At 46.9% G+C, this 17202-nt stretch carries 6 protein-coding genes; 5 read left to right on the plus strand and 1 reads right to left on the minus strand.

The window, feature by feature from the left end:
• Positions 1-4: 4 nt before the first annotated feature.
• The gene (locus HYN49_RS01870; RefSeq protein ID WP_108902533.1) at positions 5-8911 is read right to left on the minus strand and encodes a choice-of-anchor L domain-containing protein; all 8907 of its coding nucleotides are present in this window, start codon (positions 8909-8911) and stop codon (positions 5-7) included.
• A gap of 131 nt (positions 8912-9042) precedes the next feature.
• Between HYN49_RS01870 and HYN49_RS01875 the strand changes: the two genes are divergently transcribed.
• From HYN49_RS01875 to HYN49_RS01895, 5 genes are all read left to right on the plus strand, one after another.
• Complete coding sequence (locus tag HYN49_RS01875; protein ID WP_108902534.1) at positions 9043-9948, plus strand: NifU family protein; 906 nt, start codon at positions 9043-9045, stop codon at positions 9946-9948.
• 173 nt (positions 9949-10121) lie between these two features.
• Complete coding sequence (locus tag HYN49_RS01880; protein ID WP_108902535.1) at positions 10122-12161, plus strand: thioredoxin domain-containing protein; 2040 nt, start codon at positions 10122-10124, stop codon at positions 12159-12161.
• Between the two features lie 52 nt (positions 12162-12213).
• Positions 12214-14259, plus strand: a complete 2046-nt coding sequence (locus HYN49_RS01885; RefSeq protein ID WP_108902536.1) for a CotH kinase family protein — start codon at positions 12214-12216, stop codon at positions 14257-14259.
• A gap of 3 nt (positions 14260-14262) precedes the next feature.
• Positions 14263-16020 (plus strand): DUF885 domain-containing protein, encoded by a 1758-nt coding sequence (locus HYN49_RS01890; RefSeq protein WP_108902537.1) that lies wholly within the window; start codon positions 14263-14265, stop codon positions 16018-16020.
• 265 nt (positions 16021-16285) lie between these two features.
• Entirely contained in the window at positions 16286-17107 is an 822-nt protein-coding gene (locus HYN49_RS01895) for a mechanosensitive ion channel family protein (protein WP_108902538.1), read from the plus strand.
• The last annotated feature ends 95 nt before the right edge of the window (positions 17108-17202 follow it).

The following is a 17202-nucleotide window of genomic DNA, read 5'->3' on the forward strand; positions in this document are numbered from 1 at the left end:
TTGGTTAACGTTTTAATGTAAAATGTGCTCTAAATTCTTTATTGATTCCCTGTTCCATATACTTGACAACAAACCAGTAATCATCCGCTGCCATAGGCTGACCGTTGTAAGTCCCGTCCCAACCCGTTGGATTTGTGGTACTGATTTGTTTCAGCAATTTTCCGAACCGGTCAAATATATAAATTTTTGCGTTAGGTTGATTACTTAATACAGAAATATTCCAAGTATCGTGAAATCCGTCACCGTTAGGTGTAAAATACTTCGGATAATCCACAACTTTCACATCATAGGACAATTCATCACAAGCTTTTAAATCCCTTACATACACCGTATGATCACCTGTCGTATTCTGCGAAAGCACTGTCCTTACGCCGGAAAACACATTGTCTGTCTGCCATGGACCATCGTCCAGACGGTACTCATAATCAGTGCTTGCAGGAGTAGCGGTAACCACAATACTGGCATTGTCTGCAAAGAATAACGTATCCACCTGTGCTGTTATTGTCAATGGCGGTGTGGAAGTAGTAATTGGTGCCATTGCCGAATCTGTACAGCCAGTGGCCGTATCGGTAATGATGACTTTATAACTTCCTGCTGCTACTGCATCGTAAGTTCCTTCTGTCGCACCCGGAATTTCAACATCGTCAAGGTACCAAATGAACTGATACCCATCAGCAGTGGTCAAACCGGTATTCAATTCATAGAAGGAACCGGTCATTGTTTGTCCTGATGCAGGATCTAGGCAGATATAACCATCCTGGTCGAGTTCAGGATCCGGGATTTCCAGTACAGTCACCACCGCCTCACCGGTCAACGCTTTTGGGCAGGGAGGGTTGTTATTGGCTGCAACACTCACAAGGCTATAGGTGGTAGTTTCACCCAATACGCCTGTCAGCAATCGGGCAGAACCTGAAGGATTCAGTGTAATGGTTTGCTCTTCGCCACCGTTTACAGTGTAGGTTACAACGGCATTTGGCGTACCCCTGAAGATTACATCAGTACCTGTATTATCACAGATTGTGGTGCTTGCACCATTTGCGATTGTAGCATTCGGAAGCGGGCGTACCGTAATTGTAGCAGGCTGCGAGTAAATATCAGGACACGACAAAGTAGCATCACTTATGATACAACGGTATACACCGCTATCGGTAAGCGCAGCGTCATCAATTTGCAGTGTTGGCGTGGTTACTCCGGTGTCAGCTCCGTTGAAAGTCCATTTGTAAGTCACATTTCCTGTAGTTTCAACAAACAACAAGATGGTATCATCCACACACACCGTTCTTGAAACCGGTTGCTGGACGATGGTCGGAGAGTCGATGATCGTGACATTCGCCACAACTGAAGTCACCGGATCGCAGGTGTCATTGCTGACGACACAGATATAATCCCCGGAATCGGCAACGGTCGTTGAAGACACCGTGTAAAAACGTGAATTCGTCCCCACGTTAACCCCATAGTGTTTCCATTGATACAACGTCACATCACCAGTGGTCTGTACGCTAAGGCTTAATGGTTGTCCGGCACAAAGAGAAGGTACTGATGTCGGTTGCTCCGTAATTTGCGGCGCCACGCTGATGTTAACTACCACGTCTGTCGAAGTTTGTAGTCCGCCACAAGTTCCAGACACCGTAACGTGATAAGTCCCCGCATCATTAATTGTAGCATTTGATACACTATAACTACTTGAAGACCCTGACTGTACGACAACATTCCCTCTACTCCATTCATAAACCAAGTCCCCTCCTTCTGCAGTTACATCAAGTACAAAGCCGTCGCCCGTACATTGGTCATATACGGCCTGAGGCTGCTGTGTAATCGCTGTAGTTACATCGACAGTCACGGTCGCAACATTTGAAGTCACGGACGGACAACCGCTATTGATTACCTCACAAGTATAATCTCCCTCATTTGCCTCAGTAACGCCGAGCAATTCTAAGGTGTCGCTGCTTGGGGCTCCGTCGACAGGAACTCCGAATTTTTTCCATACATAAGTCGTTGAAGCATCGGTTCCGGTAGTGGCTACAGTAAGTATAATATCATCACCCGGGCAACTGCTTGATGGCGCTACAGGATCTGTGACTACATGCGGCCCTTCATTTACAATCGCTTCTACATCTACCGAAATCGCATCCGGAGCACATTTCCCATGTACCGTTACCGTGTAAATTCCACCATCAGCTAAAGTGGCATTGGTTTTCGTATAAGTATTTGAAGCGCTGTCCTGCACCGTTACCGTGCCGTGTTTCCACACATAGGTAAGATCGGTTCCGGTGGCCTGCACACTCATACTGAAAGTCTCCTGTTCACAAATCGCAGGAGGGTCTACTGGCTGGGTAGTAATTACAGGCTTCAGGTCAACTCCTGTAGTAACGGATTGGCTGAGTACCCTTACGCAGGAATCTGTGCTGGTAATATTGTCCAGCGTATAGGTGGAAGCAGGCAAATTTGTCTGTCCGCTGCCTGAAGCCGGAATGACATAGGCAAAAGCCGTATTGCTGCTGTCGTGGAAATTCACGGTTGCATTTGCGGTGCCTACAAAAGACAACGTCGCGTCTGTACCTTCACATACCGTGGTAGTAGCCGTGAACGAATTAAGGTCAGGTAATGGGAAAACGTTAATGGTAATACTCTCCCCCGTAATCGCCTGCGTTTGTCCGCAAGCTGCCACATTGATGCTCGTTAAGGTATAAGTTGTCGTTCCATTTAAAGTTTGCGTGATGGTACCCTGCCCACTCGTAGCGTCTAAGTTCACCGAACCTCCGCCTGCTGTCCCTCCATTATAATTGACAACACCCCCCGGCGTACCGAGAATAGTGATCGTTACACTTTCTCCTTCACAGGCGGTAGTGGTCGTTGGACCTATAATATCCGCCGTTGGCGTACCTACAGAAATGGTAATGAAAGAACCTGTCGAACCGGCTGTAATCGTTTGCGAGCAAGGTGGCACCGTAGAACTTACAACGTCAACAAGCTGGTAAGTAGCCGGGGCCGTCAATGCAGGGGTATCAAATTCATAAGTGTTTGTATTTGTAATTACCACGGGAGTAACGGTAGTGCCGTCAGTGTATTTTACTGTATCGCCTGCTACTCCGGTAATGACAATGTGTGCTGAGTCTCCCGTACATACATTGTTTGGCCCGGAAATGGTTGCCGATGGGATAGGATTTACCACCAGTGTCAATGAACTCGCCGGGGACGATTCTGTTCCCATCGTCGCTACAACGCTATACGTATAACTGCCTCCTGCTAAAGGGGCTGTAATTGAATTCGTTTGTGGCGCAGTCGTCGTATCAAAGACACCATTGGCATCAGACCATACATAGCTTACTCCTGGTTGGTTCACAGCAGAGGTCTCTAACACGAAAGTATCTCCGGCACATATTGCCCCTCTTGGAACAATGGTTGTTACCAGACACGCGCTCACGTCAAACGTAACAGGTTGTGATTCATAGGCGCTGCAGGTACCGGCAGGAATTTTGTATTTAATGGTATAAGAGCCCGACTGCGTATTGGTATCGAGGTCGATTTCTCCGGTTAGGAAATTAATGTTGAGCCCTGAAGGTGATGCTTCGTAATATCCTCCCGGGGTGAATTCGGTACTTTGTGTCACACTTACGGTGCCTCCGCCAATACAATGCGGACCGGCAGGATAACTGATTTCGCCTTTCGAGAAAGTCTTTGACAATACCAACGGCTTAATCAGCACGCAATTGCTTGCGCTTCCCTGATCGGCAATCCTGACATAGATCGTTTTGGTTTCCCCTTCAGCCATCGGTGTATTTATAACGTAATCAAGGCTTCCGTAAAGGCTTACGATATCATTAAGCCCTTCATCGATGGCATCCTGCTCATTTTCATAATAACTGATCGGATAGTTCGCCGGATTGAAGCCGTTCAGGATGTAATTGGTCTGGTCTATATTAAAATGGAAAGGCGGATCCTGCTGGCAAATCGGAACCGGGAAAGGATCTCTTGTAGGCAATGGCGCTGTGAAGCTCACATCGATATCATCTGATTTTTGACAACCTGTACCGAAGGTAACCACTGCCGTATACCTGCCCGATTGGGTCACATCATAAAAATAATCCGTGGCGTTATCGATCCTCACGCCATTCTTTAACCAGGAATAGGTCGCATTAGGCAAAGGACTGTCGCCGTATTGGATTCTTTGGGTCTGCCCGTTGCAAACAGAATTACCACCTGTAAAATCTTTTATCGACGCTGACGGGCCGGAACCGGTGACTTCCGCATCGAATTTAAAACTTCCTGCTTCAATAAACACCGCGGAATTCCAGTTGTTATCCGTCGCATTGGCTATAATGAGCTGTATGCTGTATTCATGCCCCGGAATCACCGCACCTTTTGCAGTAAGCAGCTTGGTCTGGCCGTTGATGGATATCGCAGCAGCCTGCCTTATTGCTGTGTTTTCGGGTGTATTTGTATCAAAATTATATTTTCCGAAGTGAATTGCATTTACCGGATTGGTACAGTCCGGCGTTGCCCTGTGTACGGTCGTTACCTTGACAGGAGTTGTCGTGTTTGGTAATATTGCAAGATTCACAGGGGGAGTACCTGCCGTGAGGTCTTTCAGGATGAAAGCAAAAACATCAGCATAAAAACATTCAAAGTTACCATAATGATATTCCTCGGCCGCAAATATATAATTGAACTTCAGTTCCTGTGCAGAAGGCACAAAATTAAATTTCAGGTACTGCGGGGTATGCAGTGAAGCAGTAATTCCTGCAGGCGGCTGAAGGCTTGAAGAGGTAAGGTCTCCGATATCATCGGAGGTCCATTCGTCGGTGCCGTTACCTATAGTCCCATCCATATTATGCTCCCCACCCACCAATGTAGCATCTCCGGACGACAGCACGAGCCCTTCCTGTATCGGGAAATCTGAATTCCGCCTGTTGAAATAAGCGACACCATACTTTCCAGGTTTTGAAGCGCCTGAGTACATCTTAAAATTTGACACCTGCGCGCAATGTGACCTCACCAATATATTTTCGACAAATCCCTGCGCAAGCCCGCTTTCCTGCCCGTTTGAAGAATATGCGGCAGTATTGTTGCTTACAAATAAGAATCTGTTGCTTGGCACGTCATTGTCTGTAGCCGTATTGTTGGCAATCACGGGATCCGGAGTTCCCGGCACCACCGTTACGGTATTGATCAGGTTGCTGTCAACCTGCGGCGTAGCATATACCTGGAATCCCATCGGAATATAAACCTTTACGGTGTAAGTCATGATCCCGCCGACGGCAAGATGTGCTATAGTATCATGCAAATTACCTGTGCCACTGTGCCCGTTTCCGGACCAGGTGACATCGGCTGGGCTTATTTGTGTACCTGCCACATTCGTATTCACAGGAATATTATCGGTCACCTGGATGTTTACAGAATCGCTTGGCCCGTAGTTGATGATGGTAATGGTGTAAGTTACATATTCCTTACGCAAAACAGCAGGAGTCGTATCATCATCCTTATCATCGGTCAGCCCGGATTGCTGGTAGGTGGCACTATTATCCGTTTTATTTACAACCAGATTGGCAGATGGCCCGGGCACATCAACATCAGTGGCTGTATTATTCGTTGGACGCGGATCTGATGCAACAGTAGCTGTTACCGTATTGATCAGGTTTTCGTTCTGAGGCATGCCGGAAGGAAATGATACGGTAATCGTGTAAGTCACACTCTGCCCCGCGCCCAGCGTATTTATCGTATTGTTGATAGCTCCAGATCCCGAAGCGCTGTTGCCGCTCCAGGTATAACCCGAAGTCGCAATGGCCCCCGGAACAATACTGCCTACCTGGATATTGGACACCGGCGTAGCGCCATTATTGGTCACCGTTACCGTATACACCCTGCTTTGTCCTGCTATATAGGTCGTAAAGCCGTCCGTAATTGAAATCCCGATGTCATTATTCGCCGGAGTCATTGTCATAATCGCCGTGGCTGTAGAATTGGCAGGATTCGGATCAGTCGACAAAGTGGTTGTAGCCGTACTCGACACCGAGCTTCCACTTGCCGGAACCTGTATTGTAATCGTATAAGTAACGGACGTACCGACTCCCAGATATTGTATCGTATTGGCCAAAGTCCCGGTTCCTGACGAACCATTGCTTCCTGACCAGCTCATTACGGTCACACCGGCAGGGATCGCATTGGCTACCGCTACAGCCATTGCAGGCTGGGGACCATTATTGGTTACCGTTACGGTAAATTGTTCGGTTGTGCCGTATAAAGGTGTTGGTGTGGAAGGCGAATTGGTTACCACTATATCCGATGATGCCGCCACATCAGTATCGGTAGCTGTATTATTGGCCAACGATGAATCCACCGGAGTAGTACTCACTGTAGCCGTATTGATCAAACTGCCACTGAAATTCGCAGGCACTGTTACCGTTACAGTATAAATAATCGAAGCGCCATTGGCCAGTGACGGAATAATCAGGTCGATCGCACCGTTGCCGCTCGTACTGTTATTGGCAGTCCAGGTCATCGTCGCAATTCCCGAAGGCAATGGATTTTCAATATGTACCTGCATAGCCGTCTGCGGTCCGTTGTTGGTAACAGTCATTGTGTACACCCTTGTACTGTTCAAAACATAAAAGCCCTGGTTGTCTGTATTCGTGATGATTACATCCGCCTGCGGCGTGCCATTGGTATCGATGTCCGTACAACGTGCACATGAAGTTACCGGATCCACAGAAGTGGTTGAAGCAATGGATGGTTGTGCCACAAGATTTCCGGTAAATGCGCCGGGAATATCAACAGTTACCGAGTAAGTCACCGTTTGCCCTACAGCAAGTGTAGGGATTGTAGTATTGATCGCTCCGGATCCTGAATTACTGGTGCTGGTCCAGTTCATTGAAGTGATGCCGGCAGGCAACGGGAATACTACGTTAATACCCGTAGCAGTCGAAGGTCCGTTGTTGGTGACGGTGACCGTATAAAATGCCTGTCCGCCTGGGGTGTACACGTCTTGGTTGTCCGTATTTACCATGACCACATCAGCCGTATTTACAGGGGTGTCGGTATCTGTTGCGGTGTTATTTGCGGAAGCCGTATCTGTTGTAGCCGTTGTCGTAACTGTTGCCGTAGTGGTATAATTGGCAGAAAACGTTGCCGGAATCTGCAATGTGACCGTATAAATGACAGAAGCGCCGTTAGCAAGCGTAGCAATGGATGCATTCAACGCCGCGTTTCCTGAGGTACCATTGTTGGCTGTCCAGGAGAGACCGGTAGTGGCAGCGGGAACTGTGAATTGAACAAGGACATTATTAGTATCTAAAGGCCCGTTGTTTGTCACGGTAACGGTGTAGGTTTTCACATTCACTGTTCCGGCGTTATAAGTCGTGCCACCGTCAGTACTGGTAACCGAAATATCCGTACCAGCCTGCGTATCCGTGTCGGTACATTGCGGGCATCCAGGCGTAAGATCGATCGTATCAGAAGTGACCACTACCTGATGGGTCAGCCCTCCGGAAAAGGTAACCGGAATGTTTATGGTTATAGTATAGGTTACCGTTGCGCCATTGGCCAAAGATGCGATGGTGTCCTCAAAAGTGCCTCCACCGTTTGTGCCATTGCTTCCGGTCCAGCTCGCAATACTTACTCCTGATGGCAACACATTGGAAACATGCACATTTTCAGCAGCATTGGGCCCGTTATTGGTTACCGTCACCGTATAGGTCTGTTGTGTCCCCGAAACGTAATTTGTTTTGTTGTCTGTATTGGAAACTGAAATATCCGCACCTGATTTATCAGTATCGGTACAGCCCATACAAGGATTAGGGTCTGGCTGGTCGCTTGAAGCGGTTACCTGTGTGACAAGATCGGTATTGAAACCTGCAGGAACTGCTATGGTCACAGTATAGGTTACTGTTGCGCCTGGTGCCAGTGTAGCGATGGTGTCTTCAAGCGAGTTTGTCCCCGAAGAACTGTTCGTGCCTGACCAGCTGGTGATCGTCGTACCATTCGGTGCCGGCATGAAAACCTGCACATTGGTTGCTGTTTCAGGGCCCTCATTGCTTACCGTTACGGTATAAACCCGTGGTTGGCCGGCAGTATAATAATCCTGATTGTCGGTATTTACAACCACAAGGTCGGCTCCAAATGCCTTCACGTTGGTATCAAATGCATTGAAGTCGTCCGGGGTAGGATCAGTTGAAGTAGTATAAACGACCGCTTTATTGATCACAACAGCACTAAAAGTAGCCGGAATCGCAATGGTAACCGTATATACGACACTCTCTCCAACAGGCAGTAATTCTATGACATCTTCCAGGATTACACCGGTCCCTGAAGTCCCGTTACTTCCTGTCCATGACATCATGGACTCATCCAATCCCTCCGGAATATCGTTTTTTACCACCACATGCACTGCATCTGTCGGCCCGTTATTTTTGATCGTAAGCGTATATACGGAATTCTGGCCCGAATGATAAACGTTCGTATTGTCCGTATTCACTACACTGATATCCGCATTGGCAATCTGGTCCGTATCGGTAGCCTGGTTGGATGTAGTATTGATTTCGGCAGGCGAAGCCATTGTAACGCTTGCCGTACTGGTCAGTGGCCCCGAGTAACCGTTTGGTATTTCAAGATGGATGGTATAAACCAATACTTCCCCTACTCCAAGCGTGGCCACTGTATTGTCTAGATTGCTGTTTGAGCCAAACGAAAAATTACTGCCCTCCCAGTAAAAAGTGGTAATCCCACTTGGAACCGGACTTACAACATGTACATTTGTAGCGGCAACAGGACCGAAATTCGTAACCCTCACAGTATACACCGCCGAAGTACCCGGCACGTAAAATTCCTGATTGTTCGTATTGGTAATCACCAGATCGGTCTGCGCAAATGTTATTGATGCGAAGAAGAAGGTCAGCAATAGTAATATTTTTTTCATTGCAGTATGTTTGTAGATAGTGAGTGTATATTCTAAAAAAAACAGTAAATTCTGTTAAATTATATTAAAATCTCAAATGTAATTATTCGTGAAAAATATCTTTGTTAAATTTGTAAAAAAATACAATTTTCATGAAAAATGTTATAATAAAGGAAACCCAGAATCCCGCTATATTGAAGTTCGAATTCCCCGATTTTATTACCCAGAATAATAATTACGAATTCAAAAACATAGACGAAGCCGTTTCATCGCCGCTCGCACAGCAGCTTTTCTACCTTCCGTTCGTAAAAACCGTTTACATTTCCGGTAACTTCATTGCGATCGAACGTTACAATATCGTTGAATGGAACGATGTAAAAGATGCTGTCGCAGAGCAGATTGACGATTTTGTCGCCAAGGGCGGCACCATCATCACGGAAGAAGCGCCAAAACCATGGGACAAAAAACAGCCGGCTACCGTTTACGGAGAAACCACTCCGAATCCATCCGTACTGAAATTCGTCGTCAGCCGCATGATTACCACTGAAGCGGTCGAATTCAAAAACATCGACGAAGCCGCTGCTTCACCGCTCGCACAGGAATTGTTCAAATTTCCGTTTGTCAAAGAAATTTTCATTGATGAAAACTACGTTTCAGTCACCAAATACGACATCGCCGACTGGGCCGAAATCACCTTCGAAATCCGCTCCTTCATCAAGGATTTCATAGAAAACGGAGGTACCGTAATAGACAACAGCAAGCTCGTCAAAAACCCTACTGCCGAAAAGCAGAAAATTTCAAATTTTGATAACCTTGACGTAACCTCGCAGCAAATTGTCAACATCCTGGAAGAGTATGTAAAACCAGCGGTCCAGGCCGATGGCGGCAACATCCTGTTCGACTCCTATGATGAGGCCGACCACCGTGTGAAAGTCATCCTGCAGGGCGCCTGCAGCGGCTGCCCTTCCTCGACTTTCACCTTAAAAAATGGCATCGAAAACATGCTCAAGGACATGCTCAAAAACGACAACATCAAAGTCGAAGCGTTAAATGCATAATCGTTTCCACACAAAATAACTACCTTTAAGCGTTCCATTTGGAGCGCTTTTTTTATTTGGAGCCAATCCTGCTGTCCGCTATATCTTTTTGTTTTTAAAGAAAAAACAAAAAGGATGCCGCTTCCATCAGGGCTAGGCACATCCCGAAACCCTGAACCTTGTACACTGCACCCATGAACGAACTCTCCACCGAAACCTCCCCTTACCTGCTACAGCACGCAAACAACCCCATACACTGGAAGGCCTGGAACCCCAAATCGCTTGCCGCAGCGGTCGAAAATAACAAACTCATCATCATCAGCATTGGCTACTCTGCCTGCCATTGGTGCCACGTCATGGAACACGAAACCTTCGAAGACATCCAGGCCGCCGAAACCATGAATGCCCATTTCGTCTCCATAAAAATCGACCGGGAAGAACGCCCCGATGTGGATGCCGTATACATGAAAGCCGTCCAGCTGATGACGCGCCACGGCGGCTGGCCCCTGAATGTCGTTGCACTGCCTGACGGCCGGCCGGTTTGGGGCGGTACCTATTTCCGTAAAAACGAATGGATCAATACATTGGAACAGCTGCAGGAGCTGCACCTTTCAAACCCGGAAAAACTGACCGAATATGCCAGCAAACTCGACGAAGCTTTACAGGCCATCAGCAAACCAGTTCTACCGCAAAATGATATAAAATCCGTCGAAGGTTTCCAATTCAATCCTACATTCCTGAACGGCCTGGTTTCAAAATGGTCCAAAAGCTTTGACCACGATTTCGGCGGGATGGCACGTGCCCCAAAGTTTATGATGCCGAACAATTACCAATTCCTGCTGCGGTATGCCTATCAAAACAATGACAATCCATTGCTCAGTTTCGTAAACCTGACGTTAACCAAAATGGCCTATGGTGGCCTTTTCGATACCGTCGGCGGCGGATTCTCACGCTATTCCGTCGACATGAAATGGCATGTCCCGCATTTTGAGAAGATGTTGTATGACAACGGGCAACTCATTTCGCTATATTCCGATGCTTATCGGTTGACAAAAAATCCTTTATATCAGGAAATTATCGAAAAGACGCTCGGTTTCTGCATAACTGAACTCCAAAGCCCAGACGGCGGATTCTATTGTGCCCTCGATGCCGACAGCTTAAATGAACACTCAAAATCTGAAGAAGGCGCTTACTATGCTTGGACGGAACAACAACTGCGCGAAATTATCGATGAAGAGTATCAATTGTTTTCTGAAGTATTCAGCATCAATGATTTCGGGCATTGGGAACACGGGAATTATGTGTTGATACAGGAATTCCCGCTGGAAGATATTGCCGCAAAACACCAAATCCTGCTTTCGGAATTGCAGCAGAAAAAAAAGCATTGGGAACAAGTATTGTTCACCGAAAGGATGCAACGCTCCAAACCCGGCCTCGACGACAAATGCCTTACATCCTGGAATGCCATCATGCTCATTGGTTTCGCAGACGCTTACAAGGCCTTTCAAAATCAGTCCTATCTCGACACCGCTTTAAAAAATGCCCGCTTCATAACCGAAAAACTTTGGCACAATGGTGAAAATCTCTATCGGAATTATAAGGACGGCAAAGCCACCATCAATGCCTATCTTGAAGATTATGCCTTTGTAATCAAGGCATGGTTGAAACTATACGAAGTCACTTTCGATGAAAAATGGCTTCAGGAAGCAAAGCAATTGACGGATTATTGTTTCGAACATTTTTATGATCATACCACCGGATTCTTCGCGTTCACCTCATCGCTTGACCATGCCCTAATCGCCCGTCATTTTGAAACCGAAGACAATGTGATCCCCGCTTCTAATTCAGTGATGGCGCACAATTTATATGCCCTTTCCATTTATTTCGGGAATACTTATTATGAATCGGTGATGGAAAACATGCTTTCGAAAATCACGGCCTCTGTCGATTATCCATCTGCTTTTTCGAACTGGCTTGACCTGTACCTGAATTTTTCGGGGCAAAACAGGGAACTTGCCATTACAGGTCCGCATTCCATAAGTTTCGGCAATAACATCAACACGCTTTACCTGCCCCACGTTTTATTGGCAGGAACCGGCAGCGAATCGGTTTTGCCTTTTCTGCAGCAGCGGTTCACTAAAGATAAAAACCTGTTCTATGTCTGCAAAAACAAAAGCTGTGATTTGCCTTCTGATGATTTTGACAGCGTTAAAAACAGCCTGAAAATCAGCTGACTTCATGGTGTAGTAACTTTTTCTTTACTTTTACATCACATTTTAAAATACCATGAAGAAAAATTGCCCCCCGAATCGCCTTTTGTTTAAAATCATTTTTTCGCTTTCCCTGCTTTGGCAATTTACGGCTTTTGCCCAGCCTTTTACCGACAGCAACCTGCCCATCGTGATCATCAATACCGATGGCGGGCAGGAAATCCCTGACGACCCGCGCATCCTGGGCGATATGAAAATCATCTATCGTGGGGAAGGCGTGCAGAATTACATGACCGACCAGAACACGCCGGCGTATTTAAATTATAATGGCCGCATCGATATTGAGATACGTGGCTCCAGTTCACAGTCGCTGCCCAAAAAACCTTATGGTTTCTCTACTAAAATGGCCGATAATGTGACCAACAATAATGTAAGCCTGCTCGGGATGCCCGCCGAAAATGACTGGATCCTGAATGCGCTGGCTTTCGACCCCTCACTGATCCGGGATTACCTGTCTTACAATCTTTCGAGAAGCATGGGGAATTATGCGTCACGGACGGCGTATTGCGAAGTCGTCATCAATGGTGATTACAAAGGCCTGTACATCCTGCAGGAAAAGGTAAAAGCCGACGGCAACCGTGTGGACGTTACAAAAATCACCACTTCCCAAAACACACTGCCCAACCTCAGCGGGGGCTACATCACCAAATGCGACAAGACTACCGGCGGCGATCCTGTAGCCTGGACCATGCCAAATTACAACGGCTGGGAAGTCGAATTTATACACGAATTGCCGAAACCCCAGGATGTCACCAATCAGCAGGACAATTACATCCATACTTATTTTACGGATTTCCAGAGCAGTGTCAACAGCAGCAATATTACAACGGGTTATCCGTCAATGATTGACATTCCGTCTTTTGTCGATTTTATGCTCTCAAATGAATTGGCCAGCAACGCCGACGGGTATTCTCTGAGCACCTATTTCCACAAAGACCGCAATGCCAAACTGCGAGCCGGGCCTATCTGGGACTTCAACCTTACTTATGGCAACGACCTGTTCATTTGGGGATTTGACCGCAGCCATTATGATGTGTGGCAATTTTCAGATGGTGGGAATGACGGCGCGAAATTCTGGACAGATTTGTTCAACAATACCCTTTTCAAATGCTACCTGTCGAGGCGTTTTAACGAACTGACCCAACCGGGACAGCCCATGAACCTAGATACGCTGAATACTTTTATCGACAATACAGTGGCATACATCAGTGCAGCGGCGGTACGCGAGAACAATTTATGGGGTACCGTCCCCGATATTGATACCGAGATTTTTACACTGAAATACTGGTTGAATCAGCGCATCAACTGGATGACAAACCACCTGGGCAGCTTTACAGGCTGCAGCAATATTGTCGTTCCCAACCTGGTCATCAATAAGATCAATTACAACCCAAACACTTCCGGAAGTTTCACCAACAGCAATGATCAGGAATTTATCGAAATCAAAAATGCCGGGAATACGACCATAAACCTGAATGGCATCTATTTCCGCGGCACCGGGTTCGTCTATCAATTTCCTGCAAACCAGTTTTTGGTAGCAGGCGGAAGCGTGTTTATCGCGAGTAAGGCTGCCATATTTACAAACCGGTATGGTTTCGCTCCCAATGGCGAATTTACCCGCAATATGTCCAATAGCAACCAGGACCTGGTGCTTGCTGATGCATTCGGGAATGTCATCGATCACGTGCATTATTACGACAGTGCGCCTTGGCCTGATGCTGACGGCAACGGCAATTACCTGCAACTCACCAGTACCGCACTCGACAACAACCTGCCTTCGAGTTGGATTGCGGTGAGCATGAGCACGCTTTCCGCAGATGGTTTACAGGCAGAAATGTCGCTGCAACTGTATCCAAATCCTGCCAAAGCCATGCTGCACGTCGATTCCGGAGAAACGATTTCAGCAATTGAAGTTTTCGATATGGGCGGAAGGCTCGTGGTTTCGCTTTTACCCGATTCCGATGCTGTAACAATTGACACGGGTATGTTGTCTAACGGCTTGTACCTGATCAAGGTGCATTCCGGCAATAAAACCAAAACACAGAAATTCGCAAAACAATAATTTATGAGAAAAATTTCCTTGCTGACAGGCCTGCTTTGTACGCTGTTTTTTATCCAATGCAAAAAGGAGGACATCAAAACCGATTTTACCGCATTGTGCAAAAGCTATTTCGCTGATAAAAGTGCGCTGAATCCAGTAGATGCGACGGTATATGGCCAAAACCAATACAATGCCGAACTGCTTTTTGAAATGACAGACTCGCACCGTAAGGCCCAGGGGAATTTCTTTGATAAATATGAGAAAGCCATAGCGGATGTCGATTATTCGGAACTGAAAGAGGACGAAAAGGTCAGCTATGACATCATCAAATGGGAGGTCAGCATCGGGAAGGAAATGCTGAAATACCCGACAAACCTGATCCCGATCAATCAATTTGCAGGGACACACCTTAATATGGGCATGTTCGCCGGAGGTACAAGCTCACAACCATTCAAAACCGAAAAAGACTACCGCAACTTCCTGACCAGGATGGATAAATTCTCGGTCTGGATCGACTCGGCGATGGTTTATATGAAAAAAGGCGTCCGGAAAGGCTACGTATTGCCCAAAGCGCTTACGCTGAAAGTCATCCCGCAGTTTGAGGAATTGATTACCGAAAAACCTGAAGACAACCTGTATTATTCAGCCATTAAGATCATGCCGGCCGATTTTCCTGATGCGGTTAAAAAAGAACTTGCGGCACAATATGCTGAAACCATCCGCAGGAAACTCGTGCCCCAGTTCCAAAAAATGGCCCATTATTTAAAGACAGATTACCTTGCAGCGTCGAGGAACACCTCGGGAATCAGCAGCCTGCCGATGGGAAAAGAAATTTATATCGCTTTGGCTAAAAGCTGGACGACGACCGAAAAAACACCCGATGAAATCCATGAACTCGGACTACAACAGGTCGCAAAACTGAAAGCCGAAATCGAGGCAATAAAAAATCAAGTTGGTTTTAAAGGCAGCATGAAAGATTTCCTCAACGATTTGCGCACCAATAAAAAACTCATGCCGTTTACGACACCAGAGCAGGTACTTGCACATTTCGATTCGATTTATAACAGGATCAGGCCGAATGTCGGGAAGTTGTTTTCGGTTACGCCAAAAACACCGTTCGAAATCCGTAGGACAGAAGCTTTCCGTGAGAAAAGCGCCAGTGCGGAATACATCCAGGGATCAGCCGATGGCACACGCCCGGGCGTTTTTTATGTTCCCGTACCCGATGCCAAGACGTACAACGTATTACAGGACGAGGATTTGTTTTTACATGAAGCGATTCCAGGGCACCATTACCAGGTGTCACTGCAGCAGGAAAATACTGCCCTGCCCGACTTCAGGAAATTCAACTGGTTTGGCGCTTATGGCGAAGGCTGGGCGTTGTACACCGAAAGTTTAGGAAAAGAACTGGGCGTTTACACCGATCCGTACCAGTACCTGGGCATGCTCAGCGCCGAAATGCACCGCGCCATACGCCTTGTAGTCGATACAGGAATCCACACCAAAGGCTGGACCCGGGAACAGGCCATACAATATTCACTCGACAATGAGGCTGAAACCGAGGCTTCCATCATTTCTGAAATTGAGCGCTACATGGCCGTTCCGGGACAGGCACTGTCTTACAAGATTGGGCAGCTGAAAATCATGGAGCTCCGCGAGAAGGCGAAAAAGAAAATGGGCAGCAAATTCGATATCCGTGAATTCCATAAGAAAGTTCTTGAATCCGGCGTGATGCCTTTAGAACTGCTCGAAGCAAAGATGGACGCGTGGATGGGGAAGTAGGCAGTCGCAGTTTTCAGTGGGCAGTGTTCGGTCGCATGAGGCAGTTTCAATCTGAGGCCGGTTTGCGCCAGGGATGGAAGCGGCATCCTTTTTAATCCCGAAGGGTTAAAAAGATACAGCGGACAGCCCGGTCCGCAGGGGGCGCCATAAAAAAGCGAACCATCTCAGTCGCAGTAATCAGTTTGCATATTGGAGAAAAATTAACTTCACTTTATAAAATCAGCCACGGAGAAACTTTTAAATTTGCAGCTGAAAAAAATATGCGATGACCCTTCTTCCTGAATTTATTACCGAAAACGGCGAGCACATCCGCCTGATGCTTGTCGATTATTTCCCGCGGCTTGTCACTGCCATTGTCATACTGATTGTGGGAATTTATGCCATCCGCGTAATCAAACGTATTGTACAGAAAATCATGGTACAGCGGCAGTTCGAACCCACGCTGTCAAAGTTTTTAGCAGACATCATGATCTGGGCACTACGGATATTGCTGTTTGTTGTCTTTATTTCGAAATTGGGCGTGGAGACCTCCGCGTTTGTAGCGATTTTGGGGGCTGGCGGATTGGCCATCGGTTTGTCGCTGCAGGGATCGATGTCGAATTTCGCGGGAGGTATGCTCATCATCGTATTCAAGCCTTTCCGCGTGGGTGACACGATTGAGGCGCAGGGTGTCATCGGCACGGTTTCAGAAATACAGATATTCGTAACCAAACTCACTACCGGAAACAACCAGACGATTTTTATCCCAAACGGCGCCTTGTCCAACAATACCATCATCAATTATTCGATGGCTGGTACCAGGCGTGCCGATCTGCTGTTTGCGGTGGCTTATGATGCGGACCTGAAAAGAACGAAGGAAATCATACAAAGCGTACTGACATCAAACAATAAAGTATTGAAAAATCCTGAGCCTGCAGTAGTCGTGAATGACCTCACCGACAACTCTGTAAGGCTTGCCATCCGACCCTGGGCCACCAATGCCGATTATGGTACCATGGTTTCCGAAGTACTCGAAAGCATTAAACTGGAATTGATGCAGGCAGGCATTGAGACACAGCCTTTTGTGAAGGAGTCGTCGAAGAAGTAGCTTTTACTAAAACCGGCCATAAGGAAGAGAGACGGATTGTTTTATGGCTGATGCCCCGCATTTATTCCGGTTTTTATTTTAATTTTATAATGTTG

It is taken from the genome of Flavobacterium pallidum (genome assembly GCF_003097535.1).
GTDB lineage: Bacteria > Bacteroidota > Bacteroidia > Flavobacteriales > Flavobacteriaceae > Flavobacterium > Flavobacterium pallidum.

What these genes read in the sequence shown, in the direction of transcription:
- HYN49_RS01870 (WP_108902533.1), bottom strand. Translation starts at nt 8,911, where the DNA reads ATGAAAAAAATATTACTATTGCTGACCTTCTTCTTCGCATCAATAACA.
- HYN49_RS01875 (WP_108902534.1), top strand. Translation starts at nt 9,043, where the DNA reads ATGAAAAATGTTATAATAAAGGAAACCCAGAATCCCGCTATATTGAAG.
- HYN49_RS01880 (WP_108902535.1), top strand. Translation starts at nt 10,122, where the DNA reads ATGAACGAACTCTCCACCGAAACCTCCCCTTACCTGCTACAGCACGCA.
- HYN49_RS01885 (WP_108902536.1), top strand. Translation starts at nt 12,214, where the DNA reads ATGAAGAAAAATTGCCCCCCGAATCGCCTTTTGTTTAAAATCATTTTT.
- HYN49_RS01890 (WP_108902537.1), top strand. Translation starts at nt 14,263, where the DNA reads ATGAGAAAAATTTCCTTGCTGACAGGCCTGCTTTGTACGCTGTTTTTT.
- HYN49_RS01895 (WP_108902538.1), top strand. Translation starts at nt 16,286, where the DNA reads ATGACCCTTCTTCCTGAATTTATTACCGAAAACGGCGAGCACATCCGC.